Here is a 24,555-nt window from a genome sequence, read left to right on the forward strand (position 1 = left end):
TTATGGCAGGAAGTATTAAGAAAGTCAAAACAACTGACATTGAACTTAAGGACCGTTTGGTTGCAATTAACCGTGTAACCAAAGTGACCAAAGGGGGTAGAACTTTCAGCTTTTCAGCAATCGTTGTTGTCGGAAACGAAGACGGTATTGTTGGATGGGGACTTGGTAAAGCAAGTGAAGTCACTACCGCGATTGCAAAAGGAGTTGATGCTGCGAAAAAGAATTTAGTAAAAATTCCTATTCACAAAGGAACAATCCCTCATGAGCAACTCGCCAAATTTGGTGGAGCGCGCGTTTTCCTGAAGCCTGCAACGTCAGGTACCGGAGTAAAAGCCGGTGGTGCGATGCGTGCCGTATTGGAGAGCGTTGGGGTACATGACATCCTTGCAAAATCAAAAGGATCGTCAAACCCTCATAACTTGGTTAAAGCAACTTTTAATGCATTACTCGAACTGAGAGATGCACGTACTGTTGCCGAACACCGTGGAGTTTCTTTAGAAAAAGTATTTAAAGGATAGGAACTATGGCTAAGATTAGAATCACACAAGTAAAAAGCAAAATTGGTTCCAATAAAGTGCAGAAAGCAACAATTGAAGCACTTGGAATTAAAAAGTTGAATCACTTTGTAGAGAAAGAAGCCACTCCACAGATTTTGGGTATGGTGAGCAAAGTGAGCCATTTGGTGAAAGTTGAAGAAATTTAAAATAGTTTAAGCTAAAAATTATGGATTTAAGTAATCTTAAACCTGCAGCAGGATCCGTAAAAAAAGATAAGCGTATTGGTCGTGGCCAAGGCTCCGGACGTGGTGGTACTTCTACCAGAGGTCATAAAGGAGCTCAGTCAAGATCAGGATATAGCCGTACGCGCGGTTTCGAAGGCGGTCAAATGCCTTTGCAACGTGTCGTACCAAAATTCGGATTTAGAAATATAAACAGGGTAGAATATAAAGCTATCAACCTGGATGCACTACAAAAGTTGGCAGAAAGTAAAAATCTTACTACTATTGACGTGCAAACAATCGTTGATGCCGGTCTGGCTGCTAAAAATGACCGGGTGAAGATTTTAGGAAATGGCGAATTGAAGTTGAAGTTAGAGGTGAAGGCGCATGCATTTTCTAATACAGCAAAAGCAGCTATCGAAAAACTAGAAGGAACCACAGAAACACTCTAACCTGATGAAAAAATTTATCGAAACCCTAAAGAATATTTATAAGATTGAAGACCTAAGGTCTCGTTTGGGAATTACATTATTCTTTCTTTTAATATACCGATTAGGATCGTTTGTTGCATTACCTGGTATTGACCCTGCACAGCTGGGCGAATTGAAAAACCAAACCTCAGATGGGTTGCTGGGGTTACTGGACATGTTTTCAGGGGGAGCATTCTCAAACGCATCTATTTTCGCTTTAGGGATTATGCCTTACATTTCAGCTTCCATTGTAATTCAGTTGATGGGAATAGCCGTCCCATATTTCCAACGTTTACAAAAGGAAGGGGAATCGGGAAGAAGAAAGATCAACCAAATTACCCGTTATTTAACGGTGGTGATTTTAATCTTCCAGGCACCTGCGTATTTGACTAATTTAACATTTCAGCTACCTGAGTCAGCCTTTGCAGTAAGAGGAATGATGTTCACTGTAACATCGACTGTTATACTGTGTGCTGGTTCGATGTTTGTTATGTGGTTAGGAGAGCGCATTACCGATAAAGGAATAGGAAACGGGATTTCATTGATTATCATGATCGGAATTATTGCCCGACTGCCTTTTTCTGTTTTTGCCGAATTTATTTCTCGGCTCGAGCAGCAAGGCGGGGGCATGGTCATGTTCCTGGTAGAGTTTGTTGTTTTGTTTGTTGTGTTTATGCTCACGATTCTTCTGGTACAAGGTACCCGCAGAATTCCGGTGCAGTATGCTAAACGAATAGTAGGCAACAAGCAATACGGGGGAGTACGTCAGTACATCCCGTTGAAAGTGAATGCCGCGGGAGTTATGCCTATTATCTTCGCGCAGGCAATCATGTTCGTTCCAATTAGTCTGGTAGGTTTTACCAATTCAGAAAGTATGAGCGGTTTTGCGGCTGCATTTGCTGATAATACAGGATTTTGGTATAACTTTTCTCAATTTGTACTGGTGATATTGTTTACGTATTTTTACACCGCGATTACAATCAATCCAGTTCAGATGGCCGAAGATATGAAGAAGAATGGCGGTTTTATTCCTGGTGTTAAACCTGGGAAGAGAACAGTAGAGTTCTTAGATACAGTGATGTCCCGTATTACGCTGCCAGGATCTATTTTCCTCGGGGTTGTAACTATTTTGCCGGCTTTTGCAATGATTGCTGGAATTAACACCCAGTTTGCCTACTTTTATGGTGGAACTTCGTTGTTGATTCTGGTTGGTGTTGTTTTAGATACTTTACAGCAAATTGAAAGTCATTTGTTGATGCGTCATTATGATGGGCTGATGAAATCAGGTCGAATTAAAGGACGTGCTGGCGGAGCTGGTTCAATGATGTAATTTACAAAAGCAAGCAAGAGAATTTAAAATTAAGTTTTTTATGGCAAAACAGTCTTCTATAGAACAAGACGGAACAATCATTGAAGCATTATCGAATGCGATGTTTAGAGTTGAACTCGAAAACGGGCACGTGATAACAGCACATATCTCTGGTAAAATGCGTATGCATTATATCAAAATTCTTCCAGGAGATAAAGTTAAGGTAGAAATGTCTCCCTATGACTTAACCAAAGGAAGGATTACTTTTAGATATAAAAATTAAAGTACGAAATAATGAAAGTAAGAACATCCATTAAAAAACGCAGTGCCGACTGCAAAATTGTGCGCAGAAAAGGCCGTTTGTATGTGATCAACAAAAAGAATCCTAAGTTCAAACAGCGTCAAGGATAATTAATTAACTTTGTAAAAAATTTATTTATGGCTCGTATTGTTGGAGTTGATATTCCTAATAATAAAAGAGGAGAAATAGCACTGACTTATATTTATGGCATTGGCCGTAGTCGTGCAAATAAAGTCCTTGCAGAAGCTGGCGTTGATGGAAATTTGAAAGTACAGGATTGGACTGATGATCAATTCGCTGCTATTCGTAAGACAATCAACGAAAGCTTTAAGGTTGAAGGCGAACTTCGTTCTGAAAACCAGCTGAATATAAAACGACTGATGGACATCGGTTGTTACCGTGGTATCCGCCACCGTATTGGTCTTCCTGTTCGCGGACAAAGCACTAAGAACAATGCCCGTACACGTAAAGGAAGAAAGAAAACTGTAGCTAATAAGAAAAAAGCCACTAAATAATTAATTGAATTATGGCAAAAAAGACAAGTTCCAGTAGGAAAAGAGTTGTTAATGTTGAAGCTACCGGTCAAGCGCATATTCATTCATCATTCAATAATATCATTATCTCATTGACTAATAATAACGGAGAAGTAATCTCTTGGTCATCAGCAGGTAAAAAAGGTTTTAGAGGATCGAAGAAGAATACACCTTACGCTGCTCAAGTAGCTTCTGAAGAATGTGCAAAAACTGCATACGATCTAGGACTCAGAAAAGTAAAAGTATTTGTGAAGGGCCCCGGAAACGGACGCGAATCTGCTATTCGAGCTATCAATAGTGTGGGCATTCAAGTGAGTGAAATCGTTGATGTGACTCCATTGCCACACAATGGTTGCCGCCCATCTAAAAGAAGACGTGTTTAATATTTTTTTAACGAGAAAGTAATGGCAAGATATACAGGACCCAAAACAAGAATTGCACGGAAATTTGGAGAACCAATTTTCGGACCTGATAAAGTACTTGAAAAAAAGAACTACCCTCCAGGTATGCATGGACAAACTGGCCGCAGACGTAAAAAGTCTGAATACGGTGTTCAGTTAATGGAAAAACAAAAGGCGAAATATACTTACGGTGTTTTGGAGAAACAATTTTCAAACCTGTTTAAGAAAGCATCAGCCTCTAAAGGTGTTACCGGTGAGGTGTTGCTGCAGTTGCTTGAAGCCAGATTAGATAACGTTGCTTATCGTTTGGGTTTAGCGGCTACCAGAGCAGGAGCTCGTCAATTGGTTACCCACAAACACATCATGGTTAATGGAGAGCTAGTTAATATTCCTTCATACCAACTTCGTCCAGGCGACATCGTTAGTGTACGTGAAAAATCAAAATCATTGGAAGTAATTTCTAACTCATTGACTTCACATCGCTACAATAAATACGCTTGGTTGGAATGGGATGGAGCTCAGATGAGCGGTAAATTCTTAAATCGCCCTGAACGGGAAGAAATTCCTGAAAATATCAAAGAACAACTGATTGTAGAGTTGTATTCTAAATAATAAATTACTCAGTATTATTATGGCAATATTAGCGTTCCAAAAACCTGACAAAGTAATAATGGTTGAATCTGATGACAAATTCGGAAAATTCGAATTTCGTCCATTAGAGCCCGGTTATGGTATCACAATCGGTAATGCTCTTCGTCGGATCCTGTTATCGTCTTTGGAAGGTTATGCAATTACAACGCTCAAAATCGAAGGCGTTGATCATGAATTTGCGACCATTAAAGGAGTGATGGAAGATGTAACTGAAATCATTCTGAATCTGAAGCAAATTCGGTTCAAGCGCGAAGTTGAAGATTTTGATAGCGAGAAAGTTTCTATTTCGATTAGCGGTCAGGAAGAATTTACTGCTGGTGACATCAACAAGTTTATGACTGGTTTCCGGGTGTTGAATCCTGAATTGGTAATTTGCCGGATGGAAGCTGATGTTAAATTGCAGGTGGAATTAACAATCAACAAAGGGCGAGGCTATGTTCCCAGCGCTGAAAATAAGCCTGTAGATGCTGAGTTTGGTTTAATTCCGATTGACTCGATCTTCACACCAATTAAAAATGTGAAGTATGCTGTTGAAAACTATCGTGTAGAGCAGAAAACTGACTATGAAAAGTTGGTTGTTGATATCAGCACCGATGGTTCTGTTCACCCAAAAGAAGCTTTGAAAGAAGCTGCAAAAATTCTGATTTATCACTTCATGCTCTTCTCTGACGAGAAAATTACATTAGACTCGGATGAGAAGTTTGCCAATGAAGAATTTGATGAAGAAGTGCTGCACATGCGTCAGTTGCTGAAAACGAAGTTAGTTGACATGGACCTTTCTGTTCGTGCACTTAACTGCTTGAAAGCAGCCGATGTGGAAACGTTGGGAGAATTGGTTACCTACAATCGCAATGATTTACTGAAGTTCAGAAATTTCGGTAAGAAATCATTGACAGAGTTGGACGACCTCTTGAATGGCCTGAACCTGACATTCGGAATGGATATAAGTAAGTATAAACTTGACAAGGAATAAGCAGAAATGAGACATAATAAAAAATTCAACCATCTTGGAAGGAAGACTGCTCATCGGAAGGCGATGCTGTCAAACATGGCAAATTCCCTGATTCTTCACAAGCGGATTACCACAACGGTAGCAAAAGCTAAAGCACTGAAGATGTATGTTGAACCGCTTATTACAAAAGCAAAGAACGATACTACGCATTCGCGTCGTATGGTTTTTAGCGTCTTGAAAAGTAAAACGGCTGTTGCCGAGCTTTTTAGAGATGTGGCGGAAAAAGTAGGCGATCGTCCGGGTGGATATACCCGAGTCCTGAAAACAGGAAACCGTTTAGGTGACAACGCAGAAATGTGTATCATCGAATTGGTTGATTACAACGAAAATTTGTTGTCAACCAAAGAAGAGAAACCTAAACAACGTCGTTCACGTCGTGGTGGTTCAAAAGCCAAAGAAACTGAAGCAGCTCCAGCTCCTGAAAAAGTGGAAGAAGTTGTTGAAGAAGCTAAAGCAGAAGAGCCAAAAGCTGAGGACGAAGAAAAGAAGGCTGAATAAGTTAGATTATCAGACGACTAAAATAAAAAGAGCTGGCCATAAGGTCAGCTCTTCTTTTTTTCACGAATGCAAACTATACCTGGTTTCAGTTGCCCAGGTAATATTCTAATTTTTCTTTTAGCAGATTAACCTGAATTGGTTTGATCAGATAGTCGTTCGCCCCAAAAGTCAAGCAGCGTCGTTTATCTTCATCATCATTACTTGTTGTGCAGAAGATGATGGGGGTTTGGTTATTCGCATTACTTCCCAATGAACGTATTTGACGGGTTGTTTCCGCTCCATCAATTAGTGGCATCCACAAATCCATTAAGATCAAATCATACTTTGTTCCTTGGGTTAAGCTTAGGGCTTCATCGCCTCCACTCGCCATTTCAATCTCGTAATCGTTTCGGAGTGAATAGAACAAAAACTTTAAATTGATTGGATTATCATCGACAACTAAGATCTTCAAACCTATTTAAATTAGTTTATTAAATACTCGTTTAAAGTTAGCCATATATGTGTTGAATTTCCTTTATTTTTGCTAACTCAGAGCTAGCTTATGCTAGATGAATAGATCGATTGGATTAAATACAATGAAACATACATAAAATGACAGACGACAAAAAGATTATTTTTTCGATGTATCGGGTGAATAAAACGTTTGCCCCTCAAAAGCAAGTGTTGAAGGATATTTCTCTTTCGTTTTACCTGGGAGCCAAAATTGGTATCATCGGACTTAATGGTTCCGGGAAATCGACCTTGCTTAAAATAATTGCAGGATTAGAGAAATCATATCAAGGTGAAGTGGTTTTCTCTCCGGGGTATACGGTTGGTTATTTAGAACAAGAACCGCACCTTGACCCAACAAAAACCGTTAAGGAGATTGTCGAAGAAGGAGTTCAGGAAGTAGTTGATGTACTTCAAGCCTATGAAGAGGTGAACCTCAAATTTGGAGAGCCTGAAGTGTTGGAGGATCCGGACAAAATGGATGCCTTGATGGCCGAACAAGCTCAGTTGCAAGAGAAAATTGACCGTTTTGATGCGTGGAACCTTGATACTAAGTTAGAGCGCGCCATGGATGCTTTACGCTGTCCTCCGGGAGATCAGCTGGTAAGTGAGTTATCCGGTGGCGAGCAGCGACGGGTAGCTTTATGCCGCTTGTTGCTGAAAGAGCCCGATGTTTTACTTCTGGATGAGCCTACCAACCATCTGGATGCCGAATCAGTGCAATGGCTGGAAATGCACTTACAGCAATATAAAGGAACGGTTATCTGTATTACGCACGACCGGTATTTCTTGGACAATGTTGCCGGATGGATCCTGGAGCTAGATAGGGGGGAAGGAATTCCTTGGAAGGGAAATTATTCGTCGTGGTTGGAGCAAAAGTCAAACAGGTTGGCACAGGAGGAAAAGCAACAGTCGAAACGTCAGAAAACATTGCAGCGCGAGTTGGAGTGGATTCGGATGGCACCGAAAGCTCGCCATGCCAAAGCAAAAGCCCGTTTGAATGCCTATGACCAACTAATGAGCGAAGATTCGAAACAGAAGGAAGAAAAACTTGAGATCTTCATCCCTAATGGACCTCGCTTGGGGGAGAAGGTTATTGAGGCGCATGGTGTTGCGAAAGGTTTTGGCGATCGTTTGTTGTTTGAAGGACTGGATTTCGTTTTGCCGCCAAACGGTATCGTCGGGGTTATTGGGCCTAATGGAGCAGGTAAAACCACTTTGTTTCGAATGATTATGAAGCAGCTTGAGCCTGATCAGGGAACGTTTGAGGTAGGCGAAACTGTAAGTATTGCTTATGTGGACCAATCTCACGCAGCTATCGACCCTAATAAAACCGTTTATCAGGTTATTTCAGGTGGAAATGACTTGATGCCTTTGGGCAATCGGCAGGTGAATGCGCGAGCTTATGTTTCTCGGTTTAACTTTGCCGGTTCCGATCAGGAGAAAAAATGTGGCGTGCTCTCTGGTGGAGAACGGAACCGACTGCATTTAGCCATGGCTCTGAAAGAAGAGGGTAATGTGTTGCTGCTGGATGAGCCAACAAACGATATCGATGTGAACACCCTCCGGGCTCTGGAAGAAGGTTTAGAGAGTTTTGCCGGGTGCGCCGTGGTTATTTCGCACGACCGTTGGTTCCTTGATCGTATTGCCACTCATATTTTAGCTTTTGAGGGAGAGTCGAAGGTGTATTATTTCGAAGGTAGTTACTCAGAATACGAGGAAAATAAGAAACAGCGACTGGGGGACGAGGAGCCGAAACGAATTAAGTATAAAAAGCTTGTAAAGTAAATCTACTGTTTCAGAATCAGCAAAGTCCGGAGAGTATCTTCGGACTTTTTTTATGAAAAATTACATGGTTTTACTATTGAATAGCTCATTACTATATACTATCTTTGATCATTATGTACGTTTTGAGCATTCATTACTATAAGAATAAAAGGAAAACTGTTGCTGACTATTATTGTTTTGTTTCATAATCTTATTCTTGATGATGCTTTAAAGAATACGAATTAATAGAATAATTTTAATTCTGGATAAACAACTAAATTATGAGAAAACAACTACTTCTATTTGTAATAACATGCTTGATTGCAGGAGTTAGTTATGGGCAAGAATCTTCCATGGAAGAATCTGATTTCAATCACTGGTCTATTGATGCGGGTATTGGCTTAACAAAGCCTTACCGAAATGTGGCACGAGATTATAGTACGGCAACTCCTGACTTCTTGTCTGGTGAGCTGGGAGCTCGTTACATGTTCAATGAATTTTTTGGTTTAAAAGCAGGTCTTATTTACAATAATTTTCAAGCGGAAGAGTCGACCCTTGATTTTACGACCAAGCAATACCAGTTTGATATTCAAGGTGTGATTGGCGTTGGACGTTTACTTCATTTTGAAACCTGGACGCAGACCTTTAACCTATTGGCACATGGTGGTTTTGGTGTCGGTGTGTTAGATTATGACAATATTTCGAGTGGAGACCATTTCGGCACTGCTCTGGCTGGTTTAACAGGTCAAATTAAATTGTCTTCCCGCGTATCGCTTAATATTGATGGAACAATGGGCTTTAATGTTCGTCAAAACCGGACGTGGGATGGTCGTGCACAGAGAAATAACGAACCGTTTGTTTTTAACGGCACTATTGGAATTTCGTATTACTTAGGTAGAAATGAAACTCATGTTGATTGGAGAGTTCGTGAAAATGAGTACCTGGCACTTATGGATTCACGCATTGCTGACCTGGAAGCTCAGATTAAGAAATCACGCGAAGAAGATGCACAAAAAGTTAAAGATGCTGATGACAAGTTGAATAAACGCGTGGATGATTTGGATGCTCAGGTGGCCCTGTTGACTAATGCTGATGAAGATGTAATTGCTCGCTTAATTAACGAAGGCTATGTCAATATCTTCTTCGATTTCAATAGCTCAAAAGTTGATAAGAGTGCTGCTGATGCCATTAATGTCCTAAGAACTTATATGATGAAAAATGCAGGAGTTAGCGTCAACTTGGTTGGTTATGCTGATGAAAAAGGAACAGAAGATTACAATAAGAAGCTGTCAACCAAACGTGCTGAAGCAGTTGCTGACGTTTTGGCTAAATCTGGAATCGAGAAATCACGCCTTCATACCGAAGGAAAAGGCGAAGATGCGAGTGTTGATGAGAGCTCTCCAAATGCCCGCCAGTTAGCACGTCGAGTAACTTTTAGTATTCGATAAGTTTTTCATGCACAGTTAGTGTGAGTTCAAATAGATATGATTTAGAAAACACCTCGGGGCTATGCCTCGGGGTCTTTTGTGTTTATCCGAAATAGTCTATTGAGGAGTAAGCCTTTTGGGTTTTGCCTGCATTTCTAAATCGGAAGAATTTAACTTTCGTCTGAGTACTCTGGCTGTTTAGTTCTTACGTATTGTTCAAATTGAAAATCGACTTGTCTTTCTTCAAAACGGATAAAAATTCCGATGTTTGTAGTATGTCAAGCCAGATGTTTGCCGATGTTATATTACCCCTGCCGCTGCGTGATAAATTTACGTATCGGGTGTCGCCAGGCTTTGAGCCCAATATGAAAGTTGGTATTCGGGTTGTAGTGCAATTTGGAGCCCGTAAGTTCTTTTCGGCTTTGGTTTATCGACTGCATTACCAGCATCCGAAAGGGGATTTTGAGCTGAAGGAGATCGATGGCATCCTGGATCACGATCCCATTGTTAATCAGGCTCAAATTATAGCTTGGGAATGGGTAGCCCATTATTATTGTTGTTCGTTAGGCGAAGTTTTCAAAGCAGCATTGCCTTCAGCTTTGAAACTGGAAAGCCAGTCTAATGTTAGTTTTAACCCCAATTTCGATCTTGCCAGTTCGTTGACAGGTGAAGAGGAAGCCTTGCTTTTAATGCTACAAGGGCGAGGGCAAGCCAATATTCGGGAAATTAATCAGTTCTTGGGTAAGAAATCTTCGTATGCAACATTGAAGGTATTGCTGGAGAAGAATGCGATTTTGATGGAAGAGAAGCTGAAGGACAGCTACAAACCTAAAACAATTGCGTTTGTGCAGCTATCGGAGCGAATTTCTTCGACAGAACACATCGAGAAGGTATTCGAAGAAATAAATAAAGCCCGGAAACAAAAAGAGCTTCTAGAGTTTTTCTTACATGAAACTAGCTACAGTTTTGATCAGAAGAGCCGACTCCCAAAGAAGGAATTGCTGGAGCAAAGTGGGGTTTCAGATGCTGTTTTAAAAGCCTTGGTCGAAAAGGATATTCTTGCCGTTGAGTCGGTTGAGATTGGACGGTTGGAGATGAACCATACCGATGACCAATACCTTTATGATTTGAATGAAGCACAGGAGAGAACCTTGCAACAGTTGAAGAAGGAGTTTCAGACCAATCGCCCGGTATTGTTGCACGGGGTGACTTCAAGCGGAAAAACAGAGATTTACATTAAACTAATTGAGGAGGTTTTAGCCGAAGGCAAGCAGGTGTTGTACCTGGTTCCTGAAATTGGCTTGACCTCACAATTGATCACCCGCCTTAAACGAGCTTTTGGTGATCGGGCCGGAATTTATCACTCCAAATTCAATGATGCCGAGCGAGTTGAAATCTGGTTCAATATTCTGAATGATAGTAAAGAGTCCTACCAAGTGGTCATCGGAGCCCGGTCGGCTGTTTTCCTGCCTTTTAAGAAGCTGGGACTTATTATTGTTGATGAGGAACATGAAAATAGTTACAAGCAGTTTGATCCGGCACCACGCTATAACGCCAGAGATCTAGCGGTAGTTCTAGGTCAAATTCATCAGGCGCCGGTTTTGCTCGGAACAGCTACCCCCTCGTTTGAAAGTTATTTTAATGCCAAGCTGGGAAAGTATGCGCTGGTCGAGCTTAAGGAGCGTTACAAGGGAATCGAATTGCCGGAAATTGTGGTTGCGGATATCAGGAAAGCCACTCGCCAGAAGCAAATGATGTCTTTGCTTACGCCAGCTTTGTATGATGAGGTAAAGCTGGCACTTGAGAACAAGGAGCAAGTGATTTTGTTTCAGAACCGGCGAGGATTTGCTCCCTACATGCAATGCACAAGCTGTGGATGGATTCCCAAATGTAAGAACTGTGATGTAAGTTTGACCTACCACAAGTTTCGGTCTGGCTTGGTTTGTCACTATTGTGGGCATACCACAGGGGTGCCTACTCATTGTGGCGATTGTCCGTCCGAAGATATTCAAACCAAAGGGTTTGGGACCGAACAGATCGAGGAGGAACTGGGCCTGCTTTTTCCCAGCGCCAGTATTGCACGGATGGATATGGATACGACGCGCGCCCGCCGTTCTTTTGAGCAACTGATTTATAAGTTTGAGAATCGGCAAATTGATTTGCTGGTCGGGACTCAAATGGTTACCAAGGGGCTTGATTTTGATCATGTGCGGGTGGTTGGAATTCTGAATGGTGACCAATTGCTTAATTACCCGGACTTTCGGTCGTTTGAGCGTTCGTTTCAGTTGATGGCACAGGTGAGTGGTCGAGCGGGTCGTAAGGGAAAGCGGGGCAAGGTGGTGATTCAATCGTCGCAGCCGACACATGAGGTGCTGCAGGAGGTGGTTGACAACAACTTCAATCAACTGTTTAACCGGCAGATGATGGAACGTAAACTTTTTCGGTATCCGCCGTATTTTCGGTTGATCAAAATTGTCGTCAAGCATAAAAACCGGGAGCGGCTGGATTTGGGGGCTAATCAGTTGGCAGGCATGTTGCGGACGGTATTTCGTAATCAGGTGCTGGGGCCGGAATATCCGGTTGTCGGAAGAATTCAATCCTGGTATCAAAAAGAAATTTGGCTAAAATTGGATAAGAACAAAGCGCTGGGACAGGGAAAGAAAATACTGATGGATTCGATTGATCAGGTTAAATCGCTCCCCAATAATACTGGCCTGGTTATTTATGCTGATGTTGATCCGATGTAAGTCAAGAGGTTTTCAGTCTCCGGTTTCAAGTTTAATTCGAAGTCACGAAATTAGAAAATATAGAAGAGCTTTTATACGGCAAGTCAGTAGAGATTAGCAGAGGATGCAAGCTTTGGAACCTGAGCTTTTATCCGAAAATCATTATTATTTTTAGCACTTTCAATTTTTACTACTTTTGTAGGTTATAAACTCAAATTAGGCAGTGACGAAACTAAAGGTAGAAGCGGTTTTTAAAACATTTTCCAGCATCAGAGCACTTGTTGTTGGTGATGCCATGGTCGATTCGTATTTGTGGGGATCTATTGATCGAATTTCGGCCGAGGCTCCGATACCCATTGTCTCCGTCGGTCAGCTGGAAAATCGAATCGGAGGAGCAGGTAATGTGTCGTTAAACTTGCAGGCGCTGGGAGCAACACCTGTTCTGGTTTCGCTAATCGGAAACGATTTGAAAGGCGACATTTTTATGCAGCTGCTTGAAAAAAGAGGTTTGTCGGAGGCTGGAATTCTGCGGACCGATAGTCGGCAAACAACGGTGAAAACCCGAATTATGAGTGCCCGACAGCAGGTTGTCCGGGTTGATGAAGAGACGACTGAACTGATTGATGCCGATCTGGAGAACCGTGTTTATAATCGTATTGTGACACTTGTCGCTGCGCAAAAGTTTGATGTCATTGTATTTGTTGATTATGACAAGGGAATGATTACTCAATCGTTAATTGACAGAATAACTCGACTGGCGCACTCGAAAAAGATTTTAATTGCGGTTGATCCAAAGAAGCGGAACTTTAACAATTATACTGGGGTAGATCTTTTCAAACCCAATTTTAGAGAGTTTAAGGAAGGACTGGAACTACCTGTTGACAAGAATAACTTCCAGGCTATTTTGGAAGCGGCTGAGAAGTTTAAAAAGGACAAAAAAATGGGGGCGATATTTATTACCCTGTCCGAATTGGGGGTGATCATTAGTAACGGATTAACACAGAGTTACTTTCCGGCGGAGATCCGCGATATTGCGGATGTTTCGGGAGCTGGAGATACGGTGATTGCCGTGGCTAGTCTTTGTCTGGCAGCACGCCTGCCAATCAAGTTTATGGCGCAGCTTTCAAACCTCGCAGGTGGACTTGTGTGTGAGAAATCAGGTGTCGTACCAATTGATAAAGAGAAGCTTAAAAGGGAAGCTCTAAAGATTTAAAATACAAGATAAATTAAGATTTTTAGGATCAGAGTATTAGGCAGAATCACAATTTAATTTTGCAATTCCTCGATCATTTTATGCATAAAATATTAACTTTGGAACTCAGCGAAAATCAGTAAAAGTACTATGGGAAAAGTTATTGCACTAGCCAACCAAAAAGGAGGCGTAGGAAAAACAACATCAGCGATTAATTTGGCAGCCAGTTTGGCTGTCTTAGAATATAAAGTGTTGATAATTGATGCTGACCCTCAGGCAAACGCTACTTCCGGAATCGGGTTTGATGTCAGAGATGTAAAAACCAGTATTTATGAATGTATCGTAGACGATATTGATCCACGGGAAATCATTTTTAATTCTGAAATTGAAGGATTGGATCTGATCCCTTCACACATTGACTTGGTTGGTGCTGAGATTGAAATGCTCAACTTGCCCAATCGGGAAAAAGTGATGAAAGTGGTGATTGAGAAGCTTAGAGATGATTACGATTTTATTTTGATTGATTGTTCGCCATCCCTTGGTCTGATAACCGTTAATTCGCTGACAGCTGCCGATTCAATTATCATTCCGGTCCAATGCGAATATTTCGCTTTGGAAGGTCTAGGAAAGCTGCTGAATACCATCAAAATTATTCAGACTCGATTAAATCCTGAGCTGGAAATTGAAGGTTTCTTATTGACGATGTACGATTCCAGGTTAAACTTGTCGAATCAGGTGTTGGAAGAAGTACGCACTCATTTTGGGGATATGGTTTTTGAAGCTACAATTTCAAGAAACATCAGACTTAGTGAGGCTCCCAGTTATGGCAAGCCAGTAGTTTTATATGATGCCAGTTCGCGTGGAGCTGAAAATTACATGGACTTGGCTCGGGAGATTGTGCAGAAGAATGATCTTACGAAGGTTAAAAAATCAGAAAAAGTAATAGATTAAAAAATTCGCGTAATAATGGCAAAAAGGAATGCATTGGGTAGAGGGTTAGGTGCTTTGATTGATGATGCGGATCGTGATCGAGAATACGATGCTGGTTCATCCATCAGTGAAATAGCAATTGAAGAAATTGAAGCGAACCCGTTTCAACCCCGGACAAAATTTGATGAAGAAGCACTGAAGGAATTGGCTGCTTCCATCAACGAAATTGGCATTATTCAACCGATTACACTTCGCAAGGTTGCAGATCATAAATACCAGATTATTGCTGGTGAACGTCGCTTTCGAGCTTCAAAGCTGGCAGGGCTAAGCACAATAACGGCTTATGTGCGTAAGGCCGAAGATGAAGGCATGTTGGAAATGGCCTTGGTAGAAAATATTCAGCGTGAGGATCTGGACGCCATCGAAATAGCACTTTCTTATCAGCGGTTGATTGAGGAATGCCAATTGACTCAGGAGAGTTTGAGCGACCGGGTAGGCAAGAAGCGTTCTACCGTGTCAAATTATTTACGCTTGTTACGACTGCCCGCTTTGATTCAAAAAGGAATTGTGGACAAAACCATTTCGATGGGACATGCCCGCACCTTGGTTAATATTCAAAATCCGGAAGATCAATTAGCAATTTATGAGGAGATTCTGATAAATGACCTCTCCGTTCGCAAGGTGGAAGAGCTGGTTCGTCAGCTTAATTCTACTGAAAAGAAATCGGCCGCATCAGTCCCCAAGGAAAAGCATCCGGCAGAATATGGAGAGTTGCAGGAACACCTGAGTCGCTTTTTTAATACAAAAGTTGACTTTTCGCTCAACAATAAAGGGAAAGGAAAGATCGTTATCCCGTTTGGGTCGCCAAAAGACCTGGAGCGAATTATTAGCATTCTTGACAAACGAAATGGCTAATTCGATTTCAAAAAAAGAAAACATTGAACGATATATTAAAAGCCGTACTAGTAATCCTGTTTTTATCAACAGGATTTATTGCATCTGCCCAGAAAGTAACAGCTGTCGATAGTGTTGCCGTGGCGCTCGAGAAACCAGCGCATTCGCCTCGTAAGGCGACAATCTATTCGGCCATTTTGCCAGGGATGGGGCAGATCTATAATAAGAAATACTGGAAAGTTCCGTTGATTTATATTGGCTTTGGTGCTTTCGGTTATTTCATCGACTGGAATAATGATCAATACATGGTATACAGGCAGGCTTACGCCGATATTGTGGATGATGATCCAAACACAAATTCCTTTCAGGAGTTTAATGAGGATGGACGTTGGGACAGTCAGATGCAACAGTTTACCGACAGACTTGGACGGGCAAAGAATAACGCCAGGCGTAATCGTGACCTGGTTATTATTTCGACAGCTGCATTTTATGTGCTCAATATAATCGATGCCAGTGTCGATGCTCATTTTTTCGATTTCGACATTAGTGACGATTTGACGTTTAAATGGGCTCCGGGGCCAGTGTATTGTGCCGATCAAAGAGCATTAGGGGTTAATTTAAATATAAGATTTTAAGGGGAGGATATGACGAGAAAACTAGGATTAGCAGGAGTTTTTTTAATCAGTTTGGCCGTGATGAACGTCTTTGCTGATAGGAGTGATAAGGAAGTTGTAAAGCGTGTGAACAGCATTGAGGTGGTGGCTTTAGATAGCGTTGAAGGGTATGAAAAGAAATATCGTATTCCTGACGAAAATCTGAATGATCTTTTTGCTGAAAAGATTGATAGTTTGTTGAATTCCTGGTACATCCAAAACGTGTTTGAGATGCCTTCTGGGGGGGGCATGCAAGATAGTCTGCCAGTTGTGTCTATCCCCGATTCAGTTTACATTGATCGTTTGCAGGCGATTGACAGTTACGTTGATTTATCCTTCAATAAAACAGTTAAGAACTTTATCCAACTATATACCCAGCGTCGTCGCGACCAAGTGGAGATGATGTTAGGGCTGGCCAATTTTTATTTTCCAATTTTTGAGGAAGCCCTTGATAAATATGATATGCCCATGGAGTTGAAGTACATGGCTATTATTGAATCAGCATTGAATCCGACAGCTCGCTCACGGGCCAATGCCGTTGGCTTGTGGCAATTTATGTATGGAACAGGGAAAATGCTGGGACTCGAGATCGGAACATTTGTGGATGAACGGCGCGATCCGGTAAAGTCAACCGATGCGGCTGCACGCTACCTGAGAGATTTATATAAGATTTATAAAAACTGGCATTTGGTGATTGCAGCCTATAACTGTGGTCCGGGTAATGTGAATAAAGCGATTCGTCGCTCCGGTGGCGCACGCGATTATTGGTCCATTTATTATCGCTTGCCACGCGAAACCCGGGGGTATGTACCGGCTTTTATTGCTGCAGCTTATGTGATGAACAATTACAAGGAGCATAACCTGCAAGTGCGGTACCCCGATTTTCCAATTGTTACGGATACAATCATGATCAATAGTTATCTTCATTTTGATCAGGTTTCAGCGATGGCAAACATTCCTGTTGAAGCTCTGGAGGCACTTAATCCACAATACCGCATGAATATTATTCCGGCGAAAAAGGATAAGCATTACGCGCTGAAAATACCAATCGAATCGGTTGCGGAGTTCATCGATAATGAGGATGCTATTTATGCGTTTAAGCGAGATGAATTTTTCCCCAATAACGAAATCATCAACCCCAAAAGCAGCAATAGCCATCATGTCTCGAATATTAGCGGCAAAGACAAGGTGCTTTATACGGTAAAGTCAGGCGATAACTTGGGCTATATTTCAGAATGGTTTCACGTGCGGGTTTCTGACTTACGCTACTGGAATAATATCAGTAGAAACCTGATTCGTGTTGGACAAAAACTGGCGATATACGTACCTCAGGGACAAGCTGACTTTTTTGCCAGTGTAAATCGTATGAATTTCGCCGAAAAGCAAGCCTACAAGAAGAAAACTCCGGTAACGAAAACCACCTCAGCCAGCACGCAGACTAGTGCCGATGGGAAGTACGTTTATTATACGGTTCGTCGGGGAGACAATCTTTGGTCCATTGCCCGGAAGTTTCCCGGAGTGTCGAATAACGACATTATGCGGTGGAACAATATTCGCAATGCGAACAAGATTCAGGTCGGACAAAAACTGAAAATTCAAAGTCGGTCTTAAGGAAGTTTTTCAGGCATTTGCAGATACACGAATTTAGCTTTACTTTTAGAGAGAAGCTAAATTCGCAACATGACACCTATACGGGAATTCGTATACTTTCTTATTCTACTGCTAATTTTTACCGTTCTCCTTTTGTTGTGGAAGGATGACCCGGCAATGCCTAATTTGGCTCCGGAATATGGAGAAATGGTGCTTGATTCAGCCCTACAGGATACTCCAATAGCCGACTCTCTTCGTTACGAGGGTGTGTCTGCTGACGAAATGGTTAAGGAGCAAGACGAGGAGGTCGTGCTTTTTCGGCCAACCCCTTTCTGTTTTGCTAAGACCGATTCTCTGCACTTTCATTTTCTTGCTGAGCGATTGCAGTCAGTGCTGCATTCAGGCTTACCTGTTCGGATTCTGTACTTTGGCGATTCTCAAATTGAAAATGACCGGATTACATCGGTGTTGCGAAAACGGTTGCAAGCGAACTATGCAGGTAGGGGGCCTGGTTTTGTGGCGCTGGACGAGTATTACAATATCCAACATCAATTGCTGATTGAGCCCTCCGATGGATGGGAAATCAAGACCTTTAAGGATAAAGATTTTGTCAACGAAAGTTTGTTGTTTAAAAATGCTCTGCTGACTGCTGCTAACCCGGAAGGATGGTTTCGGATTAAACGGATCAAACGCCTGAGTCCCCAACCGGATTATGAACTGATGAAGCTGTATTATACGGCTCGCGACAGCTGTCGGGTGATCGTACGACAGGGGCGAGAAGTGATCTATTCCGGCTATTTGCTGCCACACCAAAAGGTGTCCACACTTGATTTTCAGTTTAACCGGACACCTGAAGATATTCATTTCGACTTTCTGGCTAAAGATACCTTGAACATTGCCGGCTTGTCATTGGAATCCGGGACAGGGGTGCTGGTTGACAATATTGCTTTGCGCGGGTTGTCTTATCCAACTTTTCATGCATCCAATCAGGAGACCATTTGCCAAATGTTGGATCAAGTAAATGTTGGTTTGTTTGTGTTGCATTTTGGGGTGAACCTGGTGCCTTATCAATCGAATGACTATGCCCATTTTCGCAGGTATTTCCAAAGACAGATTTCGTATCTAAAAAGCATTCGACCAGAAGTCCCTATTCTGATTGTCGGAGTTTCCGACATGGCTCAAAAACAGGATGGGCACTATTCTTCCTACCCGAATATTCCGCAAGTTAAGGCCATTCAGTACGAAATAGCCATGCAAAATCGGATTGCTTTTTGGGACTTGCAGGCTTTTATGGGCGGGAAAGGTGCCATGAGCCAATGGGTGAAGCGAAGCCCGGCTTTGGGGCGAACGGATTATGTGCATTTCTCGGCCGAAGGAGCAGCTGTTGTTGGTGAAGAATTGGCACGTTTGCTTTTGAAGGAGTTAAACAAAACAGATGACTTGGTTGCCGATGAATGAATCGATCATACATAGCATCCAAAGTATATGGCAGTACCATCCTGAGGAACCTTTGTTTTATACCGGGCTAGCTTTTTGGATTGCCTTTACGGCTTTTTTGGGACTTTATTCGTTGGTGTATCAGCGAAATGCAGTTCGAAATGTGTATTTGCTTGTCATCAGTTGGTTTATTTATTACCAAATGAATGGCGCTTTTTTGCTTCTGCTGGCCTTTTCGTGTTTGGTGAATTATGGCTTCGGCCTGTGGATTCATGCGCAATCGCGAAAGCGGTTTTGTTTGATCGCTGCTGTGGGTTTAAACTTGTTGGTTTTGGCTTACTTTAAGTATGCGTATTTTTTCGTGGAGCAGGTCAATTGGGTGTTTCAAACCGATTGGCAGGTTTTTAACTGGGTTGGTTGGTTGGTCAATCGAGCTGTTGGCAGTTTGCTTGATGAAGATTCGATTTTGTTGCCGATTGGAATTTCGTTTTACACTTTTCAGGCCATTAGCTATTTGGTTGATGTTTATCGGGGAGATTCGAAAGTGGTGAAAAATCCGCTGGACTTTAGCTTTTATTTGAGTTTCTTTCCGCAGTTGGTAGCCGGTCCCATTGTTCGTGCTTCCTCGTTTATTCCACAGCTGTATCAGAAGTTTAGCTTAAAAAAGGAAGAATTCAGTCATGCCATTTTTTTGATTACCAAGGGGCTGTTTAAGAAGATGGTCATTGCCGATTTTCTGGCTCTTAACTTGGTCGATCGTACTTTTGAGGCACCGCTAGCTTATTCGGGGCTGGAAAACCTGTTGTCTGTTTATGCCTATTCCATCCAGATTTATGGGGACTTTTCGGGCTATACCGACATCGCCATTGGCTTGGCGTTGATTCTCGGTTTTAAAATACCTGTAAATTTCAACGCACCATACCAAGCTACCAGCTTGACCGATTTCTGGCATCGCTGGCATATTTCCCTGTCGCTTTGGCTACGTGACTACTTGTACATTCCGTTGGGTGGAAACCGGAAAGGGCTTGGGCGAACAGTGATAAATGTATTCATTACCATGATTCTTGGTGGCTTATGGCACGGAGCCAACTTGCGGTTTCTAATATGGGGAGCTATTCATGGATTGGGTTTGGTGATGGAAAAATTGATTCGGAATACCTTTGCTCTGGGAGCGAAAACCAGAAGCTGGAAAAAGATCGTTTCTGTATTTTTTACTTTTCAGGTTGTGAGTTTGGCTTGGCTCTTTTTCCGGGCGCGCGATTATAGTACCATTCAACAGTTTTTTTATCAGCTACGGTTTCATTTTTTTCCCGAAAACTTGCATCTGGGCTGGCAGAGTTATCAGTGGGTATTGCTTGTTTTTTTTCTTGGATTGGTGTTAGTCTGGACTCCTAACCGATACAAGGAAAAGCTACGAGGAGCGTTTATCTCACTTCCTGCTTGGGGGCAAATCCCTCTGGTCGTGCTTATACTATTGCTTATTGCTCTGGTGGCTCAAAGCAACCTGCAACCGTTTATTTATTTTCGGTTTTAGCAACATGAGTTTCAGGAAAATCAGCCAGCGGTAATACGCGGATGAATTACCTGTTTTTCTTGCATTCACGCACATCGCTTGAGACATTAAAGCTTACATTTTTTATTTATGCCATAAATCGTTGAGTCGATGAACTTGGGCGAAAAGAAAATGCTTCTACCTACCTGTTAAGCTTTGTTTTATACCTGTGTGATTTCGCCCCAATGGGGCCATAGCATCAGCGCAGGGCAACGCCCTTGGGAAACTATATTTCTTGGTTGGTCAGGGTTTTTGGTGCCGATTTTACCATATTGCCGCAAGGCGAACGAGCGGAAAAAATGAAATCCAGTGAGGGAGGACGAAACAGTGATTTTGAAACGAAAAAAGCACCTCAGCGAACTGAAGTGCTTTTGTGTTATTTCGAAACCTTTTTTGCTCCGCGATTTGCTACCAGCTGAAAGCGTAACGCATTCGGAAGCCGAAGCTTTGACTAGTGACTTTATGCACATAATTGTCGCCGACGGTTTGCGGAGAACTGTAAATAAGCGAGGCATATTGGAACTCAGTCGGATTATTGACATCGTAGCCGATAAGGGGCGCTTGCGGGTTATTTCCTTTCACAAGGTCGTTCAGTCCAAGTTCCACATAGGCACTCACGTACAGGTGGCGAAATGCTTTTAGTTCCCGTTTTATACCTAGCTCGAATAGAAATGAATAGCTGGTTTTTAGTTTCAATTTTTCTTTACCGCTGTTATGTGCTTTCCAGCTTCCGAACCCCATAAAACGCGGACTGGTCAAATGGGCATCCCATTGCGGAAAGTAGCCGGAAGTTTCCAAGCCAAAGGCTGTTGCCGTGTAGTTGGCAACAAGCGGAAGGCCCAACTGGATTCCGGTTGCTGAAAACAGCTTGGTCGAATGGCCTTTGGTTTCCCACTGAATGCGCAGCGGAATGTTCAGCATGCCGACCGATTGCCATTCTTGGTATACACTAGCCGAGCTACGGAAAATCATGTCGTCGCCCTCAGCATCACTCAGGCTGTAGCTGTCGGTAAAGTTGTCGAGGGTGGTTTTGGAGCGATACGATTGGTATTCCAAGGCACCCGAAAAGCTCCAGCTCCGTGCAAAGTAGTAATTATACTGGACACCGAAGCCGGCACCGTAGCGAGTGTCACTGTCGCCGTTTTCACCCATGTCTATATTCAATTTCGAGTTGAGCCCTTTCAGGTAAACCGAAAGCTCTCCCTTCGGCAATTGGTAATATTGGGCTTTCGCTGTTCCTGCTGCTAATAGCAGGATAGCTGCAATCAGTATTGGTTTGTATTGGTTGAATTTGAAATGATTCATGTTGTTTATTTTTTTTAATGCTACCAGACGAATTACTGAACAATGATTTTGGTGGTGAGGATGACTCCTGATGCAACTGTTGTCACCACATAAGTTCCCGGCGCCATGCTGTTGGGAAGAGTAATGGTGTTGTTGTTGCTGGCCGATACCTGTCGGATTACCGGTGCACCATAGAGACTGGTGATTTGCACCGTGCGGTCGCTTAGCATATTGTCGCTGTAGTTGGTTGCTATTTCAATCGTGCTTCCCGCTCTTACCGGGTTGGGACTTGCTGTCAGCGTAAAGGTGTCGTCCAAATCAATATTGAAATCACAGACCTGAATCACTTCTCCTTCGTCGGTAATTAATTCGGCCGAATAGGAAGCGTTTGGATCCAACACGTCCGAAGCATTTTGTCCTGCGGAATAGTATTGTCCGGTTCCAATCAGCTGGCCGTTTTTATACCACTTGAAAGTCACAAAACGATAGCCGCCGTTGGTTGCTGGGTTGTTGTTTACCAACAACACGTTGTTGTACTTCTGTTTGATAATTTCATCAAAGTCGAAGCGCTTTTCAATAGTGATGTGATAGGTTTGTTGCTGGGTTCCGTCTTGAGAGGTGATGGTTACGCTTTGACTGTAAATCCCCCGAGCCGGTGTTGCAATCACCAATGGATTTGGTTCGCTAGAGCTGGCATTGGGGTCAGTACTGTAGTTTATTGTTATTGACGGCTCTTGGTTGTCGCAATCCATCCGATAAAAGAATTCCTGTTCCGGGTGGACGAATCCTTCGCCGTCGATCGTCAAGCTGTGGATACTAGCATCCGAACTTGTAATGGTCAAACGCTGGATGACCGGCTCGGCAGGCAGGTAGTTTGCGTTCCCTGCTTGCGAAGCTGTAACTTCAACTTCTCCCGAAGTCATCAAGCTCACGAATCCATCTTCTGAAACGGTTGCAGGAGCTTCTGCAGCATTATAGGTGTAGCTGTAGGTAACCGGCAGACCAGAACTTGCAGTGGCTGCAAGCATGAAATCCGCATCGGTTTCCAGGTGCTTCGCGGGAATTGGGTTGAAGCTGATGCTTTGCGATTTTGGTTCGATAGTGAATGTTTCACTGGCCAAGGACAGCTCGTAATTCGAACTTGCACTCAAACTACCTTGAGTGATGGCATAGGAACCTGCCTTCTCGCCGGGCACTCTTGATAACTGTCCGCTAAACGAATCACCACTCTCCAATGCAGGAGAAACCGAATAGGTAAATACTGCCGGATCTGCTTCGCCGTAGATTTTTGTTTGTCCGGCATCAGGAGTAATGGTAATGAGTTTTTGTAGAATGCTGAAGTCATTGCCAACAAACGACAGGTCATAGTTGGTACTGGCTGTCAATGTCCCTTGAGATATCGCGTAGGCCCCAACATCTTCACCAGCTACGCGGATTAGTTCACCTGAGAAGCTGTCGCCGCTTATCAAAGCGGGAGCTACTGCGTAAGTGAATACCGGGTCTGCTTCAGTGTAGATTTTTGTTTGTCCGGCATCAGCAGTCACCGTAATGGCTTTTTGTGTGATGCTGAAATCGTTGCCGACATAGCTGAGATCGTAGTTCGCTCCGGCTGTCAATGTACCTTGGTTGATGGCATACAAGTCAACATCTTCACCAGCCGCGCGGGTTAGCTCACCCGAGAAACTGTCGTCACCCACCAAAGCGGGAGCAACTGCGTATGTGAATATAGGATCTTTTTCGCCATATACTTTTGTTTGTCCGGCATCAGCAGTCACCGTAATGGCTTTTTGTGTGATGCTGAAATCGTTGCTGACGAAGTTGAGGTTGTAGTTTGCTCCGGCTGTCAATGTACCCTGAGTGATCGTATACAAGTCAACATCTTCACCAGCTGCCCGGCTCAATTCGCCCGAAAAGATATCGCCACTTATCAAAGCGGGAGCAAACGTGTAAGTGAATATCGGGTCCGCTTCGCCATAGATTTTTGTTTGTCCGGCATTGGCAGCCACCGTGATGGCTTTTTGCGTAATACTGAAATCGCTACTGACGAAGCTGAGATCGTAGTTCGCTCCGGCTGTTAATGTACCTTGAGTGATGGCATACAAGTCAACATCCTCACCAGCTGCGCGGGTCAGTTCACCCGAGAAGCTGTCGCCGCTTATCAAAGCGGGAGCAACTGCGTATGTGAATGTAGGATCTGCTTCACCATATACTTTTGTTTGTCCGGCATCGGCAGTCACGGTAATGGCTTTTTGCATAATGTTGAAATTGTTGCTAACAAAGTTGAGGTCATAGTTGGTACTGGCTGTCAATGTCCCTTGAGATATCGCGTAGGCCCCAACATCTTCACCAGCTGCGCGGGTTAGCTCACCTGAAAAGCTGTCGCCACCCACCAGAGCGGGAGCAACTGCGTATGTGAATACCGGGTCTGCTTCGCCATAGATTTTTGTTTTTCCGGCATCGGCAGTCACTGTAATGGCTTTTTGTGTGATGCTGAAATCGTTGCTGACAAAGCTAAGGTCGTAGTTGGCTCCGGCTGTTAATGTACCCTGAGTGATCGTATACAAGTCAACATCTTCGCCAGCTGCGCGGCTCAATTCACCCGAGAAACTGTCACCAGCCACTAAGGCAGGAGCAACTGCGTAAGTGAATACCGGGTCTGCTTCGCCATAGATTTTTGTTTTTCCGGCATCGGCAGTCACTGTAATGGCTTTTTGTGTGATG

At 42.9% G+C, this 24,555-nt stretch carries 24 protein-coding genes; 21 read left to right on the forward strand and 3 right to left on the reverse strand.

Annotation, left to right across the window (positions count from 1 at the left end; translation table 11 throughout):
* Positions 1 to 2: 2 nt before the first annotated feature.
* From rpsE to rplQ, 11 genes are read left to right on the forward strand one after another with little or no spacing between them, the layout of a single operon-like run.
* Positions 3 to 518 (forward strand): 30S ribosomal protein S5, encoded by a 516-nt coding sequence (rpsE, locus tag ACUNWA_RS14785; protein ID WP_445592697.1) that lies wholly within the window; start codon positions 3 to 5, stop codon positions 516 to 518.
* 5 nt (positions 519 to 523) lie between these two features.
* Positions 524 to 703 carry a 50S ribosomal protein L30 gene (gene rpmD / locus ACUNWA_RS14790; protein ID WP_053187501.1) on the forward strand — a complete coding sequence of 60 codons (180 nt, stop codon included), beginning with the start codon at positions 524 to 526 and terminating at the stop codon, positions 701 to 703.
* 20 nt (positions 704 to 723) lie between these two features.
* Positions 724 to 1,170, forward strand: coding sequence for a 50S ribosomal protein L15 (gene rplO / locus ACUNWA_RS14795; RefSeq protein ID WP_445592698.1), 447 nt, complete (start codon positions 724 to 726; stop codon positions 1,168 to 1,170).
* Positions 1,171 to 1,174: 4 nt separating this feature from the next.
* Positions 1,175 to 2,518: a preprotein translocase subunit SecY gene (gene secY / locus ACUNWA_RS14800; protein ID WP_445592699.1), complete on the forward strand. Its 1,344-nt coding sequence runs from the start codon at positions 1,175 to 1,177 to the stop codon at positions 2,516 to 2,518.
* 40 nt (positions 2,519 to 2,558) lie between these two features.
* A complete protein-coding gene (gene infA / locus ACUNWA_RS14805) occupies positions 2,559 to 2,780 on the forward strand; it encodes a translation initiation factor IF-1 (protein WP_445592700.1) in 222 nt (73 codons plus the stop codon).
* An 11-nt stretch (positions 2,781 to 2,791) separates the two neighbouring features.
* On the forward strand, positions 2,792 to 2,908 hold the full coding sequence (ykgO, locus tag ACUNWA_RS14810) for a type B 50S ribosomal protein L36 (RefSeq protein ID WP_101013359.1): 117 nt from the start codon (positions 2,792 to 2,794) through the stop codon (positions 2,906 to 2,908).
* 27 nt (positions 2,909 to 2,935) lie between these two features.
* Positions 2,936 to 3,313, forward strand: coding sequence for a 30S ribosomal protein S13 (gene rpsM / locus ACUNWA_RS14815; protein ID WP_445592701.1), 378 nt, complete (start codon positions 2,936 to 2,938; stop codon positions 3,311 to 3,313).
* 11 nt (positions 3,314 to 3,324) lie between these two features.
* Complete coding sequence (gene rpsK / locus ACUNWA_RS14820; protein WP_299579607.1) at positions 3,325 to 3,714, forward strand: 30S ribosomal protein S11; 390 nt, start codon at positions 3,325 to 3,327, stop codon at positions 3,712 to 3,714.
* 21 nt (positions 3,715 to 3,735) lie between these two features.
* The gene (rpsD, locus tag ACUNWA_RS14825; RefSeq protein WP_445592702.1) at positions 3,736 to 4,344 is read left to right on the forward strand and encodes a 30S ribosomal protein S4; all 609 of its coding nucleotides are present in this window, start codon (positions 3,736 to 3,738) and stop codon (positions 4,342 to 4,344) included.
* A 19-nt stretch (positions 4,345 to 4,363) separates the two neighbouring features.
* Positions 4,364 to 5,356, forward strand: a complete 993-nt coding sequence (locus ACUNWA_RS14830) for a DNA-directed RNA polymerase subunit alpha (RefSeq protein ID WP_445592703.1) — start codon at positions 4,364 to 4,366, stop codon at positions 5,354 to 5,356.
* A 6-nt stretch (positions 5,357 to 5,362) separates the two neighbouring features.
* Positions 5,363 to 5,893, forward strand: a complete 531-nt coding sequence (gene rplQ, locus ACUNWA_RS14835; protein WP_445592704.1) for a 50S ribosomal protein L17 — start codon at positions 5,363 to 5,365, stop codon at positions 5,891 to 5,893.
* 85 nt (positions 5,894 to 5,978) lie between these two features.
* Here the strand turns inward: rplQ and ACUNWA_RS14840 are convergent, their stop codons facing one another.
* A complete protein-coding gene (locus ACUNWA_RS14840) occupies positions 5,979 to 6,344 on the reverse strand; it encodes a response regulator (RefSeq protein WP_445592705.1) in 366 nt (121 codons plus the stop codon).
* 140 nt (positions 6,345 to 6,484) lie between these two features.
* On the opposite strand from ACUNWA_RS14840, the gene ettA reads away from it, so the two are divergent.
* The 10 genes from ettA to ACUNWA_RS14890 all read left to right on the forward strand — a co-directional run bounded on the left by ettA (position 6,485) and on the right by ACUNWA_RS14890 (position 20,532).
* A complete protein-coding gene (ettA, locus tag ACUNWA_RS14845) occupies positions 6,485 to 8,170 on the forward strand; it encodes an energy-dependent translational throttle protein EttA (RefSeq protein WP_445592706.1) in 1,686 nt (561 codons plus the stop codon).
* Positions 8,171 to 8,430: 260 nt separating this feature from the next.
* Complete coding sequence (locus tag ACUNWA_RS14850; RefSeq protein ID WP_445592707.1) at positions 8,431 to 9,597, forward strand: OmpA family protein; 1,167 nt, start codon at positions 8,431 to 8,433, stop codon at positions 9,595 to 9,597.
* Between the two features lie 254 nt (positions 9,598 to 9,851).
* Entirely contained in the window at positions 9,852 to 12,323 is a 2,472-nt protein-coding gene (gene priA / locus ACUNWA_RS14855; protein WP_445592708.1) for a replication restart helicase PriA, read from the forward strand.
* Positions 12,324 to 12,525: 202 nt separating this feature from the next.
* On the forward strand, positions 12,526 to 13,515 hold the full coding sequence (locus ACUNWA_RS14860; protein WP_445592709.1) for a bifunctional heptose 7-phosphate kinase/heptose 1-phosphate adenyltransferase: 990 nt from the start codon (positions 12,526 to 12,528) through the stop codon (positions 13,513 to 13,515).
* Between the two features lie 129 nt (positions 13,516 to 13,644).
* Positions 13,645 to 14,445 (forward strand): ParA family protein, encoded by an 801-nt coding sequence (locus ACUNWA_RS14865; RefSeq protein ID WP_445592710.1) that lies wholly within the window; start codon positions 13,645 to 13,647, stop codon positions 14,443 to 14,445.
* 15 nt (positions 14,446 to 14,460) lie between these two features.
* Complete coding sequence (locus ACUNWA_RS14870) at positions 14,461 to 15,339, forward strand: ParB/RepB/Spo0J family partition protein (RefSeq protein WP_445592711.1); 879 nt, start codon at positions 14,461 to 14,463, stop codon at positions 15,337 to 15,339.
* Between the two features lie 23 nt (positions 15,340 to 15,362).
* A complete protein-coding gene (locus ACUNWA_RS14875; RefSeq protein ID WP_445592712.1) occupies positions 15,363 to 15,953 on the forward strand; it encodes a DUF5683 domain-containing protein in 591 nt (196 codons plus the stop codon).
* A gap of 9 nt (positions 15,954 to 15,962) precedes the next feature.
* A complete protein-coding gene (locus ACUNWA_RS14880) occupies positions 15,963 to 17,582 on the forward strand; it encodes a transglycosylase SLT domain-containing protein (RefSeq protein WP_445592713.1) in 1,620 nt (539 codons plus the stop codon).
* A 69-nt stretch (positions 17,583 to 17,651) separates the two neighbouring features.
* Positions 17,652 to 19,019: a hypothetical protein gene (locus ACUNWA_RS14885; RefSeq protein ID WP_445592714.1), complete on the forward strand. Its 1,368-nt coding sequence runs from the start codon at positions 17,652 to 17,654 to the stop codon at positions 19,017 to 19,019.
* Positions 18,997 to 20,532 (forward strand): MBOAT family O-acyltransferase, encoded by a 1,536-nt coding sequence (locus ACUNWA_RS14890; RefSeq protein WP_445592715.1) that lies wholly within the window; start codon positions 18,997 to 18,999, stop codon positions 20,530 to 20,532. The genes ACUNWA_RS14885 and ACUNWA_RS14890 overlap by 23 nt, the downstream gene beginning before the upstream one ends.
* A gap of 426 nt (positions 20,533 to 20,958) precedes the next feature.
* On the opposite strand, the gene ACUNWA_RS14895 is transcribed toward ACUNWA_RS14890, so the two are convergent.
* Positions 20,959 to 21,855 carry an outer membrane beta-barrel protein gene (locus ACUNWA_RS14895; protein WP_445592716.1) on the reverse strand — a complete coding sequence of 299 codons (897 nt, stop codon included), beginning with the start codon at positions 21,853 to 21,855 and terminating at the stop codon, positions 20,959 to 20,961.
* Positions 21,856 to 21,887: 32 nt separating this feature from the next.
* On the reverse strand, positions 21,888 to 24,555 hold a 2,668-nt coding region (locus ACUNWA_RS14900), incomplete at its 5' end, for an MBG domain-containing protein (protein ID WP_445592717.1).

The organism is Sunxiuqinia sp. sy24, from assembly GCF_052677165.1.

Coding starts and splice junctions, on each gene's coding strand:
- ettA (WP_445592706.1), top strand. CDS start 6,485: ATGACAGACGACAAAAAGATTATTTTTTCGATGTATCGGGTGAATAAA.
- ACUNWA_RS14895 (WP_445592716.1), bottom strand. CDS start 21,855: ATGAATCATTTCAAATTCAACCAATACAAACCAATACTGATTGCAGCT.
- ACUNWA_RS14890 (WP_445592715.1), top strand. CDS start 18,997: ATGACTTGGTTGCCGATGAATGAATCGATCATACATAGCATCCAAAGT.
- rpsD (WP_445592702.1), top strand. CDS start 3,736: ATGGCAAGATATACAGGACCCAAAACAAGAATTGCACGGAAATTTGGA.
- rpsK (WP_299579607.1), top strand. CDS start 3,325: ATGGCAAAAAAGACAAGTTCCAGTAGGAAAAGAGTTGTTAATGTTGAA.
- secY (WP_445592699.1), top strand. CDS start 1,175: ATGAAAAAATTTATCGAAACCCTAAAGAATATTTATAAGATTGAAGAC.
- ACUNWA_RS14850 (WP_445592707.1), top strand. CDS start 8,431: ATGAGAAAACAACTACTTCTATTTGTAATAACATGCTTGATTGCAGGA.
- ACUNWA_RS14865 (WP_445592710.1), top strand. CDS start 13,645: ATGGGAAAAGTTATTGCACTAGCCAACCAAAAAGGAGGCGTAGGAAAA.
- priA (WP_445592708.1), top strand. CDS start 9,852: ATGTCAAGCCAGATGTTTGCCGATGTTATATTACCCCTGCCGCTGCGT.
- rpsE (WP_445592697.1), top strand. CDS start 3: ATGGCAGGAAGTATTAAGAAAGTCAAAACAACTGACATTGAACTTAAG.
- ACUNWA_RS14870 (WP_445592711.1), top strand. CDS start 14,461: ATGGCAAAAAGGAATGCATTGGGTAGAGGGTTAGGTGCTTTGATTGAT.
- rplO (WP_445592698.1), top strand. CDS start 724: ATGGATTTAAGTAATCTTAAACCTGCAGCAGGATCCGTAAAAAAAGAT.
- ykgO (WP_101013359.1), top strand. CDS start 2,792: ATGAAAGTAAGAACATCCATTAAAAAACGCAGTGCCGACTGCAAAATT.
- rplQ (WP_445592704.1), top strand. CDS start 5,363: ATGAGACATAATAAAAAATTCAACCATCTTGGAAGGAAGACTGCTCAT.
- rpsM (WP_445592701.1), top strand. CDS start 2,936: ATGGCTCGTATTGTTGGAGTTGATATTCCTAATAATAAAAGAGGAGAA.
- ACUNWA_RS14830 (WP_445592703.1), top strand. CDS start 4,364: ATGGCAATATTAGCGTTCCAAAAACCTGACAAAGTAATAATGGTTGAA.
- ACUNWA_RS14885 (WP_445592714.1), top strand. CDS start 17,652: ATGACACCTATACGGGAATTCGTATACTTTCTTATTCTACTGCTAATT.
- ACUNWA_RS14880 (WP_445592713.1), top strand. CDS start 15,963: ATGACGAGAAAACTAGGATTAGCAGGAGTTTTTTTAATCAGTTTGGCC.
- rpmD (WP_053187501.1), top strand. CDS start 524: ATGGCTAAGATTAGAATCACACAAGTAAAAAGCAAAATTGGTTCCAAT.
- infA (WP_445592700.1), top strand. CDS start 2,559: ATGGCAAAACAGTCTTCTATAGAACAAGACGGAACAATCATTGAAGCA.